Below are 17,814 nucleotides of genomic sequence, written 5' to 3' on the forward strand. Positions count from 1 at the left end.
GCGAGAGGCTCCAGGCATGCAACCGGCCAGAGAAGGCTCGGCCCTACTCCGCTGCCAAGCCCTCGAAACGGGCGATCAGCGCCGACGCGGGCAGACCGAGGGCATAGGCCAGCTTGCCGACGGTGAGCAGGGACGGCATGGCCTTGCCCCGCTCCAGGTCGCCGACGTAGGTACGGTTGAGATCGGCATATTCGGCGAGCTGCTCCTGGGACCAGTCGCGCTCCTCGCGCAGGCGGCGCACCAGGGCGCCAAAACGGTTGGCCAGGCCGGAAAGGCCGATGGATGTGAGCATGGGATGGGTCCTTGTATGAGTCGGTGCGGGCTCAGGGCTCCGGGGACGGCTCCCCTGTGGGTCGGACTTCACGGCGGATTCCACCGGCAGCCCGCCCCGCAGGAGAGCGGAGGCGGCTTCAGTCCTGGATCCACGGCAGACCACGCAGGCGCCAGCCGCCGAGCGTGCCGCGGCGCTGCTCGCCGTCCAGGTCGCCCTCGAAACCCTCGAGAATGTTGAAGGCATTGACGAAACCGGCCTTGGCGGCCGCTTCGGCGGCGGAGACGGAACGCTTGCCGCTGCGACAGAGGAAGACCACCAGCGCGTCCTTCTTGACCTTGGCTTCGAGCTCCTTCACGAAGCGCGGATTGCGGTTCATCGACGTGCCGGTCGCCCAGGCCACGTGGATGCCGGCCGGCACATGGCCGACGAACTTGCGTTCTTCGGCGGTGCGCACGTCCACCAGCACGGCGCGGCCGTCGGCGACGAGCTTCCAGGCATCGGTCGGCGTGAGGCCACCGGCATAGGTCAGGCCGTCCGCCAGGGCCTGCTGGCGGGCGTTTTCGAGAAGGGTTTCGGCGATGTCGGCACTGCCGCCGGAGGGTGCTGTCGCACTGTCCGCAGAAGCCGAATCGATGGAGGCATCGAGCATGAGCGTTCTCCCGCAAGTGAATGGCCGGCACCCAATGTGGCCGGCTGACGGGAGAACATTAACGATCCGCTCCGGCGGAACGAACCAAGAAGATTTCAGAAGCCTTGCAGCTTGCGCCTCATATGCACTGCACGAAATCTGATAAGCAAACCGCCCGCGACGGGCGCGGGCGGTTTGGTCTTGCTAGCTTGTCGAACTGCGTTGGGGCTTATTCGGCCTCGAAGACGAACTGCTGGGTCGCCACAATCTCACCTTCGCTGGCCACGCATTTGTACTGCAGCATGGCGTTGCGCACCGCACCGTGGAGGATCTTCGGCCCGGACAGGATCGTCACCTCCTTCACCGCCCCACCGCGGATGACCGCCTGGGCCTTGACCACGCCGGTCACGCCTTCGGCGCCGCGGGGCACCTCGGGTCGCACCTGGGTCGGGCAGCTGGCGGCCATCTCGGCACGCACCGGCTTGGGTGCGGCCACCGGAGCCGGCGGCGCGGGCTGGGCCGGCGGCGCGATGACCGGCGGTTCGGCCGGCGGCGTCGGCGTCGCCGCGGCGATCACCGGTGCGGCGACCGGCGGTGCCACATCGGGCGGCGGCACATAGGCCGGCGGCGGCGGCGTGTTCGGCTTGACCGTCGGCTCCACCTTCACCACCTTGGGCGGCGGGGGCGGCGGAGGCAGCGTCACCTCCTGGATCACCGCCGCCTCCAGCGGCTTCTTGATGACCTTGACGACTTCCCGGGCCAGGCCCGACACCAGCGCATAGCCGAGAACGACGTGCAGGCCGACGACGATGATCAGCCCGGTTGCCTTGCGCTCCGGCGCCTTGGGCTGAAAACTGTAGTTGTTTGCGGTGATCGCGTTCATTCTATGAATTGCTCGCTGCCAATGACACCAATCTTGCTCAAACCGACCCGCTTGGTCGCCGCCAGGATGCCCGCCACCACTTCGTAGCGGGCATGCCGGTCCGGCCGCAGATGGACTTCAGGCTGGGTCGCCAGCGCGGCGACGTCCTTCATCTTCCGCTCCAGGTCGGCACCGTCGACCACCGGCACGCCCTGCCAATGCACGACGCTTTTCGCGTCCACATCGATCTTCACAACCTCCGGTTTCACGTCGCTGGGCGGCGGCGTACCGACCGGCAGGTTCAGATTGACCGCGTGCAGCTGGATCGGGATCGTGATGATCAGCATGATCAGGAGCACCAGCATCACGTCGATGAGCGGCGTGGTGTTGATGTCCACCATCACGTCGGCGTCGCTGCTGCTGCTCGAACCTACGTTCATACCCATGATTTCGCTCCCTTTCAGCCGCCGCGGGCCGGCGGTTCGGTGATGAAGGCCACCTTGGCGATACCGGCCCGCTGGCACGCGTACAGGATCTTGCCGACGCCTTCGTACTGGGCCGTCAGGTCGCCGCGGATCTGCACTTCGGGCTGCGGGCGAAGCGCGGAGACCTTCTTCAGATGTTCCACCAGCGCCCCGGTACTGGCGACCCTCGAATCCTGGATGTAGATGGCGTTGCTCTTGTCCACCGAGATGACCAGATTCTCGGGCTTGGACTCCCGGACCTCGACAGTTTCCTTTGGCAATTCGACCGCCACCGACGTGGTGGCGACCGGGATGGTGATGAGGAAGATGATCAACAGCACGAGCATCACGTCCACCAGCGGCGTGGTGTTGATCGCGGCGATCACGGCGTCGTCATCCCCCTCGGCGGGTGCTGCACTGATGGCCATGGCGTTGCGCTCCGGCGCTCAGGCCTTGCTGGCGGAAGCCAGGATGACCGAGTGCAGGTCGCTGCCGAAGGCGCGGACGTCGTCGAGCACGCTCTTGTTGCGGCGAACCAGCCAGTTGTAGCCGAGCACCGCCGGCACCGCGACCGCCAGGCCGATGGCGGTCATGATCAGCGCCTCGCCCACCGGGCCGGCCACCTTGTCGATGGACGCCTGGCCAGCCACGCCGATGGCGGTCAGCGCGTGGTAGATGCCCCACACCGTACCGAACAGACCGACGAACGGCGCGGTGGACCCGACCGTCGCCAGGAAGGCCAGGCCACCCTGCAGACGGCTCTGGATGCGTTCGATGGCGCGCTGGATGCTGAGCGTCACCCACTCGTTGAAGCCCACGTGCTGCAGCAGGCCGTCGTGCTTCTTGGTCGCCTCGATACCGGCCTCGGCGATGAAGCGGAACGGGCTGGAACCTTCCAGGTTCTCGGCGCCCTGCTGCACGGAACCGGCGCTCCAGAAATTGTCGGTGGTCTTCTTGGCCTGACGACCGATCTTGGCCTGCTCCAGCAGCTTGACGACGATGATGTACCAACTGCCGATACTCATGGACAGCAGGATCAGCAACACGGTCTTGGTAATCGCGTCGCTGCCTTTCCACAGGGCTTCGAGGCCGTAGGGGTTGTCGACGGACTCGGTGGCCGCCGGCTTGCCGGCGTGCAGGTCGGTGCCCACGGCTGCGGACGATGCGGCGGCGGGTGCCGCGGATTCGGCCGGGGCCACCGCGGCGCTCGGCTGGGCCAGCACCGAAGCGGAGAAGGAGGCACCCGAAGCGGCGATCATGACCGAAGCGATGACGGCCGAAATGCGGGAACGTCCCTTGGTTATCTCAAAATTGAACATACTAATTCTCCAAACTGATAAACAGGATCGGCAAGGCACCGAAATATCGATGAAAGAGGCAAAAAGGCCGCGGAACGGAATAAGCTAATTCGTCAATCGAATAATGGATTGCCGCCAGCGGAATCGAAAAAATGCCCTCGACGCTCATCTCGCACGCTCCATGCCAGAATTAAAAACACTTAAAAAACAAAACAATGCCAAACACGCCAAAAAGCCCGTCAATTCACTTGCTGATCGATCAGCACACTCACTGGTGCACAGCCAACAGTTGTGCTGACAAAGGCGCAGATATGTATTTCATAAATTCTTTGTTACTAATGGGGGAACTCCGTACCTACAATGAGCGCCAATAAAACCCCGGTCTTGACGAAAAATGAACCACGCCCCGCACATCATTACGTTTCCTGACCCGCGCTCGGTTTCCATGTCCATCCGCGCCAGCGCCGTCGTATTTGCCGACCCGCGCTCGCTGCAACTGCTGTCCCTGATCGACCGGGTGGCGCCGAGCAACGCCAATATCCTGATCATCGGGGAAACCGGCACCGGCAAGGAGTTGGTGGCGCGCCAGGTTCATCTTTCCAGCCTGCGGGCGGGGCAGCCTTTTCTGGCCATCAATTGCGGGGCCTTTTCGGAAACCCTTTTCGAAAGCGAATTGTTTGGCTTCGAAAAGGGCGCATTCACCGGGGCGATGACCTCCAAGGCCGGCTGGTTCGAAGCGGCCAATGGCGGCACGCTATTCCTCGACGAAATCGGCGATCTGCCGCTGCCGATGCAGGTCAAGCTGCTGCGCGTACTGCAGGAAGGCGAAGTGGTGCGCATCGGCGCGCGCAAGCCGGTCAAAGTGGATGTGCGCCTGATTGCGGCAACCAACGTGGACCTGGAAAAAGCGGTCGCTGAAGGCCGCTTTCGGGAGGACCTTTATTACCGCCTGAAAGTCGTTTCCCTCGACTTGCCAATTCTGCGCGAGCGCCCGCGCGACATTCTTCCGCTGGCCCGCCATTTCATCCACAAATACGCCACGCGCCTGGACATCACCGAACCGGGCATTTCCCCCCAGGCGGAACGGGCACTGCTCGAATACCAGTGGCCGGGCAATATCCGCGAACTGGAAAACGTCATCCACCGGGCGCTGCTGGTCTTCCATGGCCGCCAGATCGAGGTGGACGATCTGCACCTGCTCGGCCCGCAGATCGACCGCACGCCGCGTGATCAGCCAGCCACGCCGGCCGACCTCGAGGATTCGTTCACGCGCTATCTGAAGAATCTGTTCGAGGAAGGCAAGGAGGGCTTGTTCGACCATATCGTCGACCACACCATCAATACCGCCTACGAATGGGAACACCTCAACCAGGTCCGCACCGCGCGCTTGCTCGGCATATCCCGCAATGTGCTGCGCACCCATCTGAAGCGCATGCAATTGATCGATTGAAACGATGGCCGGCAAATCCTACGTTGACGCAAATTACCGTTTCATCGCCGCCTACCAGGAAATAAACGCCCGTATCGCCCAGCGCCAGCAGGCGCTGGCGCTTTACGTGACGCTGGTCGTCAGCATGCTGGCGGCCCTCGTCGCATTGAAGCCCGGCGTAATTGCCGGACATGTGCCGGTCGAATGGCTGATCCTCGGCTTCCCAGTAGCCTCCACCTGCCTGGCCTTTCTCAATTTCAAGGCCGAGCGGGCCATCACCAATCTGCGCCGATTCGTGTCGTCGCTGGAGCGGCTGGAGCGCGAGAATCACGGCCTGCCCAGCTACAACACCGATCCCCAATGGGCCGCCGGTGCCAACAAGGCGCGGCGCTTCCACGATTTCGCGGCCGCCGTGCTGGTGGCGGGCGGCAATGGCATCGGCCTGGCGGCGGGCCTCAGCATCTATCCGGAACGCCTCCGCGACAACACCCTGCTGCTCGGCTCGGCGCTCCTGATCAGCCTGCTGTCCCTGGTCGCCCTGCTGCTCAGCCCAAAATGGAGTTTCCGGCCGGACGAATAGGCCCGCGCCTGCTGGGCAGCCAACAGCCCCACAACAGCCATGCTGGCAAATCAACCCATTCCGGCCGGCCGGCCGGCCACCGCCATTTCCTGCCGCCTCAGCAGAATTCAGACAAAAACGCCGCCCGCCCCGGGATTTAAGGTGTTTGGCCGATCGAATCGAATGGGAAATAGTTTTTCTCGAATAGAGAAATAACAAAGGCACGAAACCTGCGATACCGCCAGCAAACGAATTGTCCTCCGGCCCTGCGAATTCCCCCGGTGCGATCGATTACGCACCGACATCCGATACCCGCCATGAAAAAGAAAGTCATCTGGACCTCGATCGCCGTCCTGCTCGCCGCCACGGCGGGCACGGCCACCTATTACCGTTCCGGTGAAGCCGCCGAAACCAAGAAAGCCGAGGCCGGCTCGCGCAGCGATGGCCCCCGTGGCGAAGGGCCGCGCGGCAAGGGCGGACGTAACCGGGATTTCGGCAACCGTCCGGTACCGGTGCAGACCGCCGCATCCCGCACCGGCGACATCGATGTCAATGTGAACGCCATCGGCACCGTCACCGCCCTCAACACCGTGACGATCAAGCCCCGCGTGGATGGCCAGTTGCAGAAGATCGCCTTCGGCGACGGCCAACAGGTCAAGGCCGGCGATCTGCTGGCGGAGATCGACCCACGCCCCTTCAAGGCCGCCCTCGACCAGGCCACCGGCCAGTTGCAGCGCGACGAAGCCCTGCTCGCCAACGCCCGGCTCGATCTGGAGCGCTACCGCGGCCTGCTCGCCAAGGACTCTATTGCCCGCCAACAGGTCGATGCCCAGGAAGCCCAGGTGCGTCAGCTGGAAGGCACCGTGTTGACCGACCGCGCGCTGGTGGACACCGCCCGCCTCAACCTCGGCTTCACCAAAGTCACCGCACCGGTGGCCGGCACCCTCGGCCTGCGCCAGGTGGATGCCGGCAACATGGTGCGGGCGGCCGACAGCGGCGGCGTGGTCATCCTGACCCAGACCCAGCCGATCACCGTGCTGTTCTCCATCCCCGCCGCCAATCTGCCGGCCGTGCAGGATCAGCTCAGGAAAGGCAGAAGCCTCGCGGTAGAGGCCTGGGACCGGGACGGCCGCAGCAAGCTGGCCGGCGGCCGCCTGGTCAGCACTGACAACCTGATCGACACCAGCACCGGCACCGTCAAGCTGAAAGCCCAGTTCGACAACAAGGACGGCGCCCTCTTCCCCAACCAGTTCGTCAGCGCCCGCCTGCGCGTGGACACCCGCCGCGACGCCGTGCTGGTGCCCTCGGCGGCCATCCTGAAGGGCAACCAGGGCAACTTCGTCTATGTGATCAACGAGCAGGACAAGACCGCCAGCATGCGCCCGGTGGTCACCGGCCCGGCCACCGCCGACACGGTGGCCATCGAGTCGGGCCTGACGGCCGGCGAGAAGATCGTCGTGGACGGGGTGGACCGCCTGCGCGACGGCGCCCCGGTGGAGCTGCCGTCCGCCGAAGCCCGCCAGGGCGGCGGACGCCATCGCGGCGAAGGCCGGAACGGTGACGATCACGGCGGCGACGGCGAGCGTCGCGGCGAACGCAAGAAGCCGGCATGAACCCGTCCCGCAGCTTCATCCTCCGCCCGGTCGCCACCTCGCTGCTGATGGTGGCGATCCTGCTGGTCGGCCTGATCGCCTACAAGATCCTGCCGGTGTCGGCGCTGCCCGAGGTGGAATACCCGACGATCCAGATCGTCACCCGCTATCCAGGCGCCAGCCCGGAGGTCACCACCTCGGCGATCACCGCCCCGCTGGAGCGTCAGTTCGGCCAGATGCCGGGCCTAAAGCGCATGTCGTCCACCAGCGGCGAGGGCATCTCGGTCATCACGCTGCAGTTCGACCTGTCCCTGGCGATGGACGTCGCCGAGCAACAGGTGCAGGCGTCCATCGCCAACGCGGACAACTTCCTGCCGCAGGACCTGCCGATGCCGCCGGTGTACAGCAAGGTCAATCCGGCCGACGCACCGATCCTGACCCTCGCGGTGAGCTCATCGAGCCTGCCGCTGGCCAAGCTGGCGGACCTGGTGGATACCCGCGTGGCGATGAAGATCTCCCAGCTGCCGGGTATCGGCCTCGTCACCATCGGCGGCGGACTGCGGCCGGCGGTGCGTGTGCAGGTCAATCCCCAGGCGCTGGCCTCGGCCGGCTTGAGCCTCGAAGACGTGCGCAGCGCCATCGCCAACGCCAACGTGAACATGGCCAAGGGCAGCTTCGACGGCCCGGTGCGCGCCACCACGCTGGACTCCAACGACCAGCTCAAGTCCGCCGACGACTACCGCAAGCTGACCATCGCCTGGAAGAACGGCGCACCGATCCGCCTGTCCGACGTGGCTGAGGCCATCGAGGGCGCCGAGAACACCCGCCTCGCCGCCTGGGCCGACCGCAGCCCGGCGGTCATCATCAACATCCAGCGCCAGCCCGGCGCCAACGTGATCGAGACCGCCGAGCGCGTGCGCGCGCTGCTGCCACAACTGGAGGCCGATCTGCCCACGTCGGTGGACCTGCGCCTGCTCACCGACCGCACCACGTCGATCCGCGCCTCGGTGCACGACGTGCAGTTCGAACTGGCCCTCGCAGTGGCACTGGTGGTTGGCGTGATCTACCTGTTCCTGCGCAGCCTGCCGGCCACCGTGATCCCGGCCGTCGCCGTGCCCCTGTCGCTGGTCGGCACCTTCGCGGTGATGTACGTCGCCGGCTTCAGCATCAACAACCTGACGCTGATGGCACTGACCATCGCCACCGGCTTCGTCGTGGACGACGCCATCGTGATGATCGAGAACATCAGCCGCCACGTGGAGGAAGGCGAAACGCCGCTGGAGGCGGCGCTGAAGGGGGCAAAGCAGATCGGCTTCACGATCATCTCGCTGACCGTCTCGCTGATCGCCGTGCTGATCCCGCTGATCTTCATGGCCGACGTGGTCGGCCGCCTGTTCCGCGAGTTCGCGATCACGCTGGCGGTGTCGATCCTGATCTCGGCGGTGGTATCGCTGACCCTCACACCGATGATGTCGGCGCGCCTGCTCAAGCCCGTCGGCCACCGCCACGACGACAACGGCGCCTTCTTCCAGGCCATCGTGGACCGCTACGCGCGCATGCTGCGCTGGGTGCTGGACCGCCAGGGCCTGACCCTGCTGGTGGCCTTCGGCACCCTCACGCTGACGGTGCTGCTGTACATCTTCATCCCCAAGGGCTTCTTCCCGGCCCAGGACACCGGGCTGATCCAGGCCATCTCCGACGCGCCGCAGGACATCTCCTTCTCCGCGATGGCCGAGCGCCAGCACGCGCTGGCGGACATCGTGCTGGAAGACCCGGCAGTGGACAACCTGTCGTCCTTCATCGGCGTGGATGGCACCAACACCACCCTCAACAGCGGGCGCATGCTGATCAAGCTGAAGCCCAAGGATGAGCGCAACGCCGATGTCGGCGAGGTGATCCGCCGCCTGCAGGAACGCCTGCAGGTACGCCGCCTCGATACCAGACTCTTTATGCAGCCTGTGCAGGACCTCTCCATCGAGGACCGTCTGTCGCGCACCCAGTACCAGTTCAGTCTGGAAAGCACCAACGAGGTCCAGCTCGCCCAGTGGTCCGAACGCCTGCTCGACACGCTGCGTGGCCTGCCCGAACTGGCCGACGTGGCCAGCGACCTGCAGAACCAGGGCACCCAGGCCTTCGTGGACATCGACCGGGACAGCGCCGGCCGCCTCGGCATCACCCCGGCGGCCATCGACAATGCGCTGTACAGCGCCTTCGGCCAGCGTCAGGTGTCCAACATCTTCACCCAGTCCGCCCTTTACCGGGTGGTGCTGGAGGTAGCGCCGGACTTCCAGCGCAGCCCGGCGGCGCTTGAGCACATCTACGTGCCGGCCGCCAACGGACGCACCGTGCCGCTGTCGTCGGTGGCGCGGATCAGCGAGCGCAAGACAGTGCTGGCAGTGAATCACGTCGGCCAGTTCCCGGCGGTGACCCTGTCCTTCAACCTGACGCCGGGCGTGGCGCTGGGCGACGCGGTCAAGGCGATCCACGCCGCCGAGACGGAACTGGGCCTGCCGCGCAACATCCGCAGCAGCTTCCAGGGCGCCGCGCTGGCCTTCCAGGCCTCGTTGGACAACACCCTGCTGCTGATCCTCGCTGCGGTGGTGACCATGTACATCGTGCTCGGCGTGCTCTATGAGAGCTACATCCACCCGGTCACCATCCTGTCCACGCTGCCGTCGGCCGGCGTCGGCGCGCTGCTGGCCCTGCTGGTGTCCGGCCACGAGCTGGGGATGATCGGCATCATCGGGATCATCCTGCTGATCGGCATCGTCAAGAAAAACGCCATCATGATGATCGACTTCGCGCTGGAGGCCGAGCGGGAGCGCGGCCTGGCGCCGCGGGAGGCGATCTACGAGGCCTGCCTGCTGCGCTTCCGGCCGATCCTGATGACCACCCTCGCCGCCCTGCTCGGCGCGCTGCCGCTGATGCTCGGCAACGGCGTCGGTTCAGAACTGCGCCAGCCGCTGGGCATCACGATGGTCGGCGGCTTGCTCGTCAGCCAGGTGCTGACGATCTTCACCACGCCGGTGATCTACCTGGCCTTCGACCGCCTGGCCCGGCGCGTCCGGGGCGCCAGTGAGCCGGCCGCGGCGGACCGTGCGGCATGAACATCGCGTCGATCTTCATCCGGCGCCCGGTCGCCACCTCCCTGCTCGGCCTGGCCATCGCGCTGGTCGGGCTGGTGGCCTACAAGCTGCTGCCGGTAGCCGCCCTGCCGCAGGTGGATTACCCGACCATCTCGGTGTCCGCCAGCCTGCCCGGCGCCAGCCCGGAGACCATGGCGGCCACCGTGGCGACGCCGCTGGAGCGGGCCTTCGGCACCATCGCCGGGGTCACCGAGCTGACCTCCAGCAGCACCCTCGGCAGCACCCGCATCACCGTCCAGATGGACCTGGACCAGGACGTGGAGAGCGCCGCCAAGAGCGTGCAGGCGGCCATCAACGCGACCCGCCCGCAACTGCCCAGCGGCATGGCCGGCAACCCCAGCTACCGCAAGATCAACCCGGCCGACGCGCCGGTGCTGATCCTGGCGATGACTTCCGATACCGTATCGCGGGCCGCAATGTACGACTTTGCCTCCACCGTGCTGGCCCAGCGGCTGGCCCAGGTGAAGGGCGTCGGTCAGGTCAACCTGGGCGGCGGCTCCCTGCCGGCGGTGCGCGTGGAGGTTGATCCGGCCACCCTCGCCTCCGCCGGCATCGGCGTGGAGAGCGTGCGCCAGGCCATCGACAACGCCAACGTCAATCGCCCCAAGGGCAGCCTCGAAAGCAACCAGCGCCACTGGCAGCTGGGTGCCAGCGACCAGGCCGTGAAGGCCGCCGACTACGTACCGACCATCGTGTCGTGGAAGAACGGCGCGGCGGTGCGCCTGCAGGACGTAGCCCGCGTGACGGACTCCGAGCAGGACACCCGCAACGCCGGCATCGCCGACGGCAAGCCGGCGGTGATCCTGCTCATCAACCGCCAGCCGGACGCCAACGTGATCGAGACCGTCGAGCGGGCGATGGACGTGCTGCCGATGCTGCGCGAGGAGCTGCCCCCCGGCGTGAAGCTCGACGTGGTGGCCGACCGCACCGTCACCATCCGCGCCTCCCTGCGCGAGGTGCAGCACACCCTGCTGCTGTCGGTGGCGCTGGTGATCATGGTGGTCTTCCTGTTCCTGCGTAACGTGCGCGCGGCCATCATCCCCAGCGTCGCGGTGCCGGTGTCCCTGCTCGGAACCTTCGCGGTGATGTACCTGGCCGGCTTCTCCCTCAACAACATCTCACTGATGGCGCTGGTGATCGTCACCGGCTTTGTCGTCGATGACGCAGTGGTGGTGCTGGAGAACGTCAGCCGCCACATCGAGGCCGGCATGCAGCCCTTCGACGCGGCCCTCAAGGGCGCCCGCGAGGTGGGCTTCACGGTGCTGTCCATGAGCCTGTCGCTGATCGCCGTGTTCCTGCCGATCCTGCTGATGGGCGGCATCGTCGGGCGCTTCTTCCGGGAGTTCGCGGTCACCTTGTCGGCGGCCATCCTGGTATCGCTGGTGGTGTCCCTGACCCTCACGCCGATGATGTGCGCACGCCTGCTACGTGCCCATCCCAAGCCCGCTCCCGACGCGCGCCCCGGCTTCGGCACGCGCCTGATGGACGGCGTGATCCGCGGCTACGGGCGCAGCCTGCGGGTGGTCCTCGACCACCCGTGGCTCACCCTCGGCGTGCTCGTCGGCACCGTGGTCTTCAACGTGTATCTGTACGGCGTGGTGCCGAAAGGCTTCTTCCCGCAGCAGGACACCGGCCGCATCATGGGCTTCATCGACGCCGATCAGCGCACCTCCTTCCAGTCCATGCACGGCAAGCTGGAGCACTTTGCCGACATCGTCGGGCGCGATCCGGCCGTCGCCAACGTGATCGGCTACGCCGGCGGCAGCGGCGGCCCGCGCGGTGGCGGCGGCATGATGTTCGTCACCCTCAAACCGCTGGCCGAACGCAAGGACAGCGCCGACGAGGTGATCGCCCGCCTGCGCGGCAAGCTCGCCCACGTACCCGGCGCCAGCCTGTTCCTCGTCGCCGCGCAGGACATCCGAATGGGTGGGCGGATGTCCAACGCCCAGTACGAATTCACGCTGCAGGCCGACTCCCTGCAGGAGCTGAAGACCTGGGAACCACGCATCCGCGACGCGATGCGCAAGCTGCCTCAGCTGGAAGACGTCAACTCCGACCGCCAGGACAAGGGCGAACAGACCTTCCTGAGCATCGACCGCGACGCCCTGGCCCGCCTCGGCCTCAACCAGCGCCTCGTCAATGCGACCCTCAACGACCTGTTCGGCCAGCGCCTGGTGTCCACCATCTACGGCCCGCTCAACCAGTACCGGGTGGTGCTGGAAGCGCCACCGGCCTACCTGCAGGGGCCGGCGGTGCTCAACGACCTGTTCTTCGTCAATCCGAACGGCGACCGCGTGCCACTGGCCGCCTTCGCCCGTTGGGAAGCCGGCCCCACCCCGCTGGCGGTCAACCACCAGGGCGCCAGCGTGGCGACGACGATCTCCTTCAACCTGCCCCTCGGCACCTCGCTATCCGAAGCCACCGATGCGGTGCGCCAGGAGATGGCCCGCATCGGTGTGCCGACCTCGGTGCACGGCAGCTTCCAGGGCAATGCCAAGGCCTTCCAGGCCTCGCTGCAGAGCCAGCCGCTGCTGATCCTGGCGGCCATCGTGGCGGTGTACCTGATCCTCGGCATCCTCTACGAGAGCCTGATCCATCCACTCACCATCCTGTCCACGCTACCGTCGGCCGGCGTCGGGGCGATCCTGGCGCTGCTGGCGTTCAAGACCGAGTTCGGCATCATCGCGCTGATCGGTGTGATCCTGCTGATCGGCATCGTCAAGAAGAACGCCATCATGATGGTGGACTTCGCCATCGACGCCGAACGCAGCCGCGGCCTGTCGCCGCGGGAGGCGATCTTCGAAGCCTGCCAGCTGCGCTTCCGGCCGATCATGATGACCACCCTGGCCGCCCTGTTCGGCGCGCTGCCGCTGGCCTTCGGCGTCGGCGACGGCGACGGCGCCGAGATGCGCCAGCCGCTGGGCATCACCATCGTCGGCGGGCTGATCCTCAGCCAGTTGCTGACCCTGTACACCACTCCCGTCGTGTTCCTGCAGCTCGACCGCCTGCGCCGCGCCGCCGGCCGCTGGCGCTCGGCCCGCCTGGCCACCGCCCGGCCCTGAGCGTCCCCTCTGCCTCCCATTCCAGCCATGCCTTTCTCCATGAAGCACAGCCTCCTCGTCCCCCTCAACCTGCTCGCCCTCGCCGGCTGCGCCGTCGGCCCCGACCACCACCGCCCGGAGGCCGCCGTGCCGGCCCAGTTCCGGGAGGCCGCCGGCTGGAAGCTGGCCGAACCCGACGCCGGCCAGCAGGCCGGCGAATGGTGGAAGCGCTTCGGCGACGCCCAGCTGGACACGCTGGTGGACGAAGCCGGCCGCGCCAACCAGAACATCCGCATCGCCGAGGCGCGCTATCGCCAGGCCACCGCCCTACTGGGTGCGGCCCAGGCCCAGTACTTTCCGACCCTCAACAGCGGCCTCGGCGTGACCCGCAGCCAGGGCGCCAGCGCGGCCAGCACCGGCGCCGTCAGCACGCCGGCCCGCAACACCAGCCGGTTGTCCCTCACGGCCAATTGGGAGGCCGACCTGTGGGGCCGCATCGCGCGGATCAACGAGGCCGGCGCCGCCACCGCCGCCGCCGCCGCCGCCGACCTGACCGGTGCGCAGCTCAGCGCCCAGGCCGCCGTCGTGCAGGCCTACCTGCAACTGCGCATCAACGACGCCCAGCACGCGCTGCTGGTGCGCACCGTCGAGGCCTACAAGCGCTCCGCCGAGATCACCCGCAACCGCTTCGACGCCGGCGTCGCCGCCCGCGCCGACGTGACCCAGGCCCAAGCCCAGCTGAAGACCGCCGAAGCCCAGCTGATCGACCTGAATGTGCAGCGCCGGCAGCTCGAACATGCCATCTCCGTCCTGGCCGGCCGGGCACCCGGCGAGCTGGTCCTGGCTCCGGCCAGCACCACGCCGACGCTGCCCGCCGTACCGGGCGTGCTGCCGTCCACGTTGCTCGAACGGCGCCCGGACATCGCTGCCGCTGAACGCCGCGTCGCCGCCGCCAATGCGCAGATCGGCGTCGCCCAGGCAGCCTTCTTCCCGACCCTGACTCTCGGTGCCAGCGGCGGCACCCAGAGCAGCGCACTGGAACGGGTGTTCTCGCTGCCCAACCATTTCTGGTCCCTCGGCCCCAACCTGGCCCTGACCCTGTTCGACGCCGGCGCCCGCGACGCCAGGAAGGCCCAGGCCGTCGCTGCGTGGGATGAGACCGTCGCCAATTACCGCCTGACCGTGCAGACCGCCTTCCAGGAGGTCGAGGACAACCTGGCCGCGCTGCAGACCCTCCAGGTCGAGGCCGCCGCCCAGGCCGAGGCCCTCGCCGCCGCCCGCGAAGCCCTCGAACTGGTCACCAACCAGTACCTGGCCGGCACCGTCAGCTACCTCAACGTCACCAGCGCCCAGACCGTCGCCCTCAACGCGGAACAGTCGCTGCTGTCCACGCAGGTCCGCCGCCTGACCGGTAGCGTGGCCCTCTTCAAGGCCGTCGGCGGAGGGCAACTATGATCCGCCCCCACCCCTGTACCCCGGGCCACGGCCCGACTTGAAAAACCGGATTCCTTCCCCCACATCCAGGAGCAAACATGAACCGACAACGCATCTGGGACCTTCCCATCCGTCTCTTCCACTGGTCGCTGGTGGCCAGCGTCGCCTTCGCCTACGTGTCCGGCAAGATCGGCGGCAACCTCATCGAATGGCACGGCCGTGCCGGCTACCTGATCGTCGGCCTGGTGATCTTCCGCATCGTGTGGGGCTTCGTCGGCTCCGCCACGGCACGCTTCGCCAGCTTCGTACGCGGCCCCGGCGCGATCCGCGCCTATCTGCGTGGCGATTGGCACGGCATCGGCCACAACCCGATCGGCGCCCTGTCGGTGCTCGGCCTGCTGGCCCTGGTCGGCGCCCAGGCAGCCACCGGACTGTTCACCAACGACGACATCGCCTTCCAGGGCCCCTTGGCCGACCTGGTCGGCAAGGACGCCTCCGACAGCTTCCATTCCTGGCACGCCTGGCTGCAGAACGGCCTCCTGGCGCTGATCGTGCTGCACGTGGGTGCCATCGCCTTCTACCTGCGGGTCAAGGGCGAAAACCTCGTCAAGCCGATGATCACCGGCTGGCAGGAGGTCGATGCGCACACCCCGGTCCCCAGCACTCACGCCAAGCGCGGCGGCGGTCTGGTAGCCTTCATCCTGTCGCTGCTGATCGCCGGTGGCGCCACCTACGCGGTAGCCGGCGGCCTTCTGCCGACTCCCGAACCGGCCCCGGCCCAACCTGCTGCCACATCAACCACTCCCGCCTGGTAATCGCCCCATGAAAATGCGCCTGATCGGAACCCTGCTGGCCCTGGCCTTCTGCGGAACGGCACTCGCCGACGCCCCTCAGCCGAGCCTCGCACCAACCTCCGAGCAGGCGCAGGCGGCCTACATCAGCTCGATGTTCCTGAGCCGCTACCACTACGCAGCCAAGCCCCTCGACGATGCGCTGTCGGAGAAAATCTTCGACGCCTATCTGAAGTCCCTCGACCCGGAGCGCGTGTTCTTCACCCAGGCCGACATCGACGGCTTCTCCGATCTGCGTACCCAGCTCGACGACGCGATCCTGCAGGGCGATCTGGAAGGCCCGTTCACGATCTTCCGCCGCTACCAGGAACGCTCTGCAGAGCGCCTCGCCTACGCCCGCGCACAGCTCGCCGGCGGCTTCGACTTCAACGTGGCCGAGAGCTACCCCTTCGACCGCAGCAAGGCGCCCTGGCCGAAGGACGACGCCGAGGCCCAGGACCTGTGGCGCAAGCGCGTCAAGAACGACTGGCTGCGCCTGCGCCTGGCCGGCAAGGAAGACAAGGCCATCCGCGAGACCCTCGAGAAACGCTACGACGGCTTCATCGCCCGCAGCAGCAAGAACAAGAGCGACGACGTCTTCCAGATCTTCATGAACGCCTACGCGGGTGCCATCGAGCCGCATACCAGCTACCTCGGCCGTGGCTCGGCGGACTCCTTCGACATCGCCATGCGCCTGTCGCTGGTGGGCATCGGTGCTGTGCTGCAGGAGCGCGACGACTACATCACGATCCGCGAACTCACCCCCGGCGGCCCGGCCGCCCGCTCGGGCAAGCTGACGGTCGGCGACCGCATCGTCGGCGTGGCCCAGGGCGAAGGCGCGCCGATGGCCGACCTGGTCGGCGCCCGCGTGGACGAAGCCGTCAAGCTGATCCGCGGCACCAAGGACACCCACGTGGTCCTCGACATCCTGCCCGCCAACAGCGGCCCGGACGGCCGCCACAAGACCATCGTGCTGGTCCGGGACAAGATCAAGCTCGAAGAGCAGGCCGCCAAGAAATCCATCTCCCGCGTGGACCTGAACGGCAGAAGCCTGCGCGTCGGTGTCATCACGCTGCCGGCCTTCTACGAGGACTTCGAAGGCCGCCGCCGCGGCGACAAGGACTATCGCAGCGCCAGCCGCGACGTGGCCCGCCTGATCGGCGAACTCAAAAAAGAGCACGTGGACGGCCTGATCCTCGACCTGCGCGACAACGGCGGCGGCTCCCTGCGCGAAGCCGTCGAGCTGACCGGCCTGTTCATCGACACCGGCCCGGTCGTGCAGCAGCGCAATTCGGAAGGCCAGATCGAGGTGGAAAGCGACGAGCGCGCCGGCGCCGCCTGGGATGGCCCGCTGGCGGTGATGATCAACCGCGGCTCCGCGTCGGCCTCGGAGATCCTCGCCGCAGCGCTGCAGGACTACGGCCGGGCACTCCTGATCGGCGAACCGAGTTTTGGCAAGGGCACCGTGCAGACCCTCATCGACCTGGACGAAGTCGCCAAGAGCAAGCAGCCCCAGCTGGGCGAGCTGAAGATGACCATCGCCCAGTTCTTCCGCATCAACGGGGGCACCACCCAGCTTAACGGCGTGACACCCGACATTCGCTTCCCATCGGCCTTCGAGGCCAAGGAGTTCGGCGAGACCGGCTTCGACAACGCGCTGCCTGCAATCCAGATCCCGCCCGCCAGCTACAAGCCGGCCTCCAATCTGCAGGCCATCCTGCCCGAACTGCAACAGCGCCACGACGCCCGCGCCAGCAAGGACAAGGATCTTCGCGAGCTGGCCGAGGACGTGGCCGAAGCCGTCAAGCTGCGCGACAAGCAGGAACTATCCCTGCAGGAAGCAGAACGCAAGCGCGAGAAGGAAACCAGCGAGGCCCGCCTGCGCCAGCGCGCCGGCGCCGAAGCCGCCGCCCACCTGGGCGACGACGGCCTGCAGGGAGACGAGCGCAGCCTGCGCGCCGAACTCGACTCCGAAAAAGCCCTCAAGGGCCGCAAGGATGTGCTGCTGCAGGAGGCCACCCGCATCGTCGGCGACGAGATCGAGCTCCTGGCCCCTCGCCGCCGTGTGGCCCAAGGCAGCGAAGCCCCCGCGCGACGCTGACACCTCGCGCCACGACAGGAACAGCTCTCCCGGCGACGATCGCGCGGAGAGCTGCCACTCCCGCGCGCTCCTCTACCGGTAGCAGATCCGAGAACGGCCCATGCCACACAGCAGCGCCATGGCCGAACGCCGACTTATTCAATCAGGGTAATCGTA

Annotated in this window: 14 protein-coding genes; 8 read left to right on the plus strand and 6 right to left on the minus strand. The window is 66.9% G+C overall.

Going from position 1 to position 17,814, the window contains the following annotated elements; all coding sequences use genetic code 11:
- Window positions 1–43: 43 nt before the first annotated feature.
- The 6 genes from AC1PPK_RS21760 to AC1PPK_RS21785 form a co-directional block, all read right to left on the minus strand.
- Window positions 44–292: a helix-turn-helix domain-containing protein gene (locus AC1PPK_RS21760; RefSeq protein ID WP_374480774.1), complete on the minus strand. Its 249-nt coding sequence runs from the start codon at window positions 290–292 to the stop codon at window positions 44–46.
- A gap of 118 nt (window positions 293–410) precedes the next feature.
- The gene (locus tag AC1PPK_RS21765; RefSeq protein ID WP_481115085.1) at window positions 411–923 is read right to left on the minus strand and encodes a rhodanese-like domain-containing protein; all 513 of its coding nucleotides are present in this window, start codon (window positions 921–923) and stop codon (window positions 411–413) included.
- Between the two features lie 208 nt (window positions 924–1,131).
- Window positions 1,132–1,785 carry an energy transducer TonB gene (locus AC1PPK_RS21770; RefSeq protein WP_481115086.1) on the minus strand — a complete coding sequence of 218 codons (654 nt, stop codon included), beginning with the start codon at window positions 1,783–1,785 and terminating at the stop codon, window positions 1,132–1,134.
- Entirely contained in the window at window positions 1,782–2,210 is a 429-nt protein-coding gene (locus AC1PPK_RS21775) for an ExbD/TolR family protein (RefSeq protein ID WP_481115087.1), read from the minus strand. The genes AC1PPK_RS21770 and AC1PPK_RS21775 overlap by 4 nt, the downstream gene beginning before the upstream one ends.
- A 14-nt stretch (window positions 2,211–2,224) precedes the next feature.
- Entirely contained in the window at window positions 2,225–2,656 is a 432-nt protein-coding gene (locus AC1PPK_RS21780) for an ExbD/TolR family protein (RefSeq protein ID WP_079436605.1), read from the minus strand.
- A gap of 18 nt (window positions 2,657–2,674) precedes the next feature.
- Window positions 2,675–3,547, minus strand: a complete 873-nt coding sequence (locus tag AC1PPK_RS21785; RefSeq protein ID WP_481115088.1) for a MotA/TolQ/ExbB proton channel family protein — start codon at window positions 3,545–3,547, stop codon at window positions 2,675–2,677.
- Window positions 3,548–3,920: 373 nt separating this feature from the next.
- On the opposite strand from AC1PPK_RS21785, the gene AC1PPK_RS21790 reads away from it, so the two are divergent.
- The 8 genes from AC1PPK_RS21790 to AC1PPK_RS21825 all read left to right on the plus strand — a co-directional run bounded on the left by AC1PPK_RS21790 (window position 3,921) and on the right by AC1PPK_RS21825 (window position 17,658).
- Window positions 3,921–4,976 (plus strand): sigma-54 interaction domain-containing protein, encoded by a 1,056-nt coding sequence (locus tag AC1PPK_RS21790; protein ID WP_481115089.1) that lies wholly within the window; start codon window positions 3,921–3,923, stop codon window positions 4,974–4,976.
- A 4-nt stretch (window positions 4,977–4,980) separates the two neighbouring features.
- Window positions 4,981–5,535, plus strand: a complete 555-nt coding sequence (locus AC1PPK_RS21795) for a hypothetical protein (RefSeq protein ID WP_481115090.1) — start codon at window positions 4,981–4,983, stop codon at window positions 5,533–5,535.
- A 296-nt stretch (window positions 5,536–5,831) separates the two neighbouring features.
- Window positions 5,832–7,127, plus strand: coding sequence for an MdtA/MuxA family multidrug efflux RND transporter periplasmic adaptor subunit (locus AC1PPK_RS21800; RefSeq protein ID WP_481115091.1), 1,296 nt, complete (start codon window positions 5,832–5,834; stop codon window positions 7,125–7,127).
- The gene (locus AC1PPK_RS21805) at window positions 7,124–10,213 is read left to right on the plus strand and encodes an MdtB/MuxB family multidrug efflux RND transporter permease subunit (protein ID WP_481115092.1); all 3,090 of its coding nucleotides are present in this window, start codon (window positions 7,124–7,126) and stop codon (window positions 10,211–10,213) included. Before AC1PPK_RS21800 ends, AC1PPK_RS21805 begins: the two co-directional genes overlap by 4 nt.
- Window positions 10,210–13,314 carry a multidrug efflux RND transporter permease subunit gene (locus tag AC1PPK_RS21810; RefSeq protein WP_481115093.1) on the plus strand — a complete coding sequence of 1,035 codons (3,105 nt, stop codon included), beginning with the start codon at window positions 10,210–10,212 and terminating at the stop codon, window positions 13,312–13,314. The genes AC1PPK_RS21805 and AC1PPK_RS21810 overlap by 4 nt, the downstream gene beginning before the upstream one ends.
- Before the next feature lie 39 nt (window positions 13,315–13,353).
- The gene (locus AC1PPK_RS21815; protein WP_481115094.1) at window positions 13,354–14,748 is read left to right on the plus strand and encodes an efflux transporter outer membrane subunit; all 1,395 of its coding nucleotides are present in this window, start codon (window positions 13,354–13,356) and stop codon (window positions 14,746–14,748) included.
- Window positions 14,749–14,825: 77 nt separating this feature from the next.
- The gene (locus tag AC1PPK_RS21820; protein ID WP_481115095.1) at window positions 14,826–15,542 is read left to right on the plus strand and encodes a cytochrome b/b6 domain-containing protein; all 717 of its coding nucleotides are present in this window, start codon (window positions 14,826–14,828) and stop codon (window positions 15,540–15,542) included.
- 7 nt (window positions 15,543–15,549) lie between these two features.
- Window positions 15,550–17,658 (plus strand): carboxy terminal-processing peptidase, encoded by a 2,109-nt coding sequence (locus AC1PPK_RS21825; RefSeq protein WP_481115096.1) that lies wholly within the window; start codon window positions 15,550–15,552, stop codon window positions 17,656–17,658.
- The last annotated feature ends 156 nt before the right edge of the window (window positions 17,659–17,814 follow it).

This window comes from Zoogloea sp. JDB1 (assembly GCF_056724025.1).

Excerpts from the sequence above, each read along its gene's own strand:
- AC1PPK_RS21760 (WP_374480774.1), bottom strand. The coding sequence starts at position 292 with ATGCTCACATCCATCGGCCTTTCCGGCCTGGCCAACCGTTTTGGCGCC.
- AC1PPK_RS21765 (WP_481115085.1), bottom strand. The coding sequence starts at position 923 with ATGCTCGATGCCTCCATCGATTCGGCTTCTGCGGACAGTGCGACAGCA.
- AC1PPK_RS21770 (WP_481115086.1), bottom strand. The coding sequence starts at position 1,785 with ATGAACGCGATCACCGCAAACAACTACAGTTTTCAGCCCAAGGCGCCG.
- AC1PPK_RS21775 (WP_481115087.1), bottom strand. The coding sequence starts at position 2,210 with ATGGGTATGAACGTAGGTTCGAGCAGCAGCAGCGACGCCGACGTGATG.
- AC1PPK_RS21780 (WP_079436605.1), bottom strand. The coding sequence starts at position 2,656 with ATGGCCATCAGTGCAGCACCCGCCGAGGGGGATGACGACGCCGTGATC.
- AC1PPK_RS21785 (WP_481115088.1), bottom strand. The coding sequence starts at position 3,547 with ATGTTCAATTTTGAGATAACCAAGGGACGTTCCCGCATTTCGGCCGTC.
- AC1PPK_RS21790 (WP_481115089.1), top strand. The coding sequence starts at position 3,921 with ATGAACCACGCCCCGCACATCATTACGTTTCCTGACCCGCGCTCGGTT.
- AC1PPK_RS21795 (WP_481115090.1), top strand. The coding sequence starts at position 4,981 with ATGGCCGGCAAATCCTACGTTGACGCAAATTACCGTTTCATCGCCGCC.
- AC1PPK_RS21800 (WP_481115091.1), top strand. The coding sequence starts at position 5,832 with ATGAAAAAGAAAGTCATCTGGACCTCGATCGCCGTCCTGCTCGCCGCC.
- AC1PPK_RS21805 (WP_481115092.1), top strand. The coding sequence starts at position 7,124 with ATGAACCCGTCCCGCAGCTTCATCCTCCGCCCGGTCGCCACCTCGCTG.
- AC1PPK_RS21810 (WP_481115093.1), top strand. The coding sequence starts at position 10,210 with ATGAACATCGCGTCGATCTTCATCCGGCGCCCGGTCGCCACCTCCCTG.
- AC1PPK_RS21815 (WP_481115094.1), top strand. The coding sequence starts at position 13,354 with ATGAAGCACAGCCTCCTCGTCCCCCTCAACCTGCTCGCCCTCGCCGGC.
- AC1PPK_RS21820 (WP_481115095.1), top strand. The coding sequence starts at position 14,826 with ATGAACCGACAACGCATCTGGGACCTTCCCATCCGTCTCTTCCACTGG.
- AC1PPK_RS21825 (WP_481115096.1), top strand. The coding sequence starts at position 15,550 with ATGAAAATGCGCCTGATCGGAACCCTGCTGGCCCTGGCCTTCTGCGGA.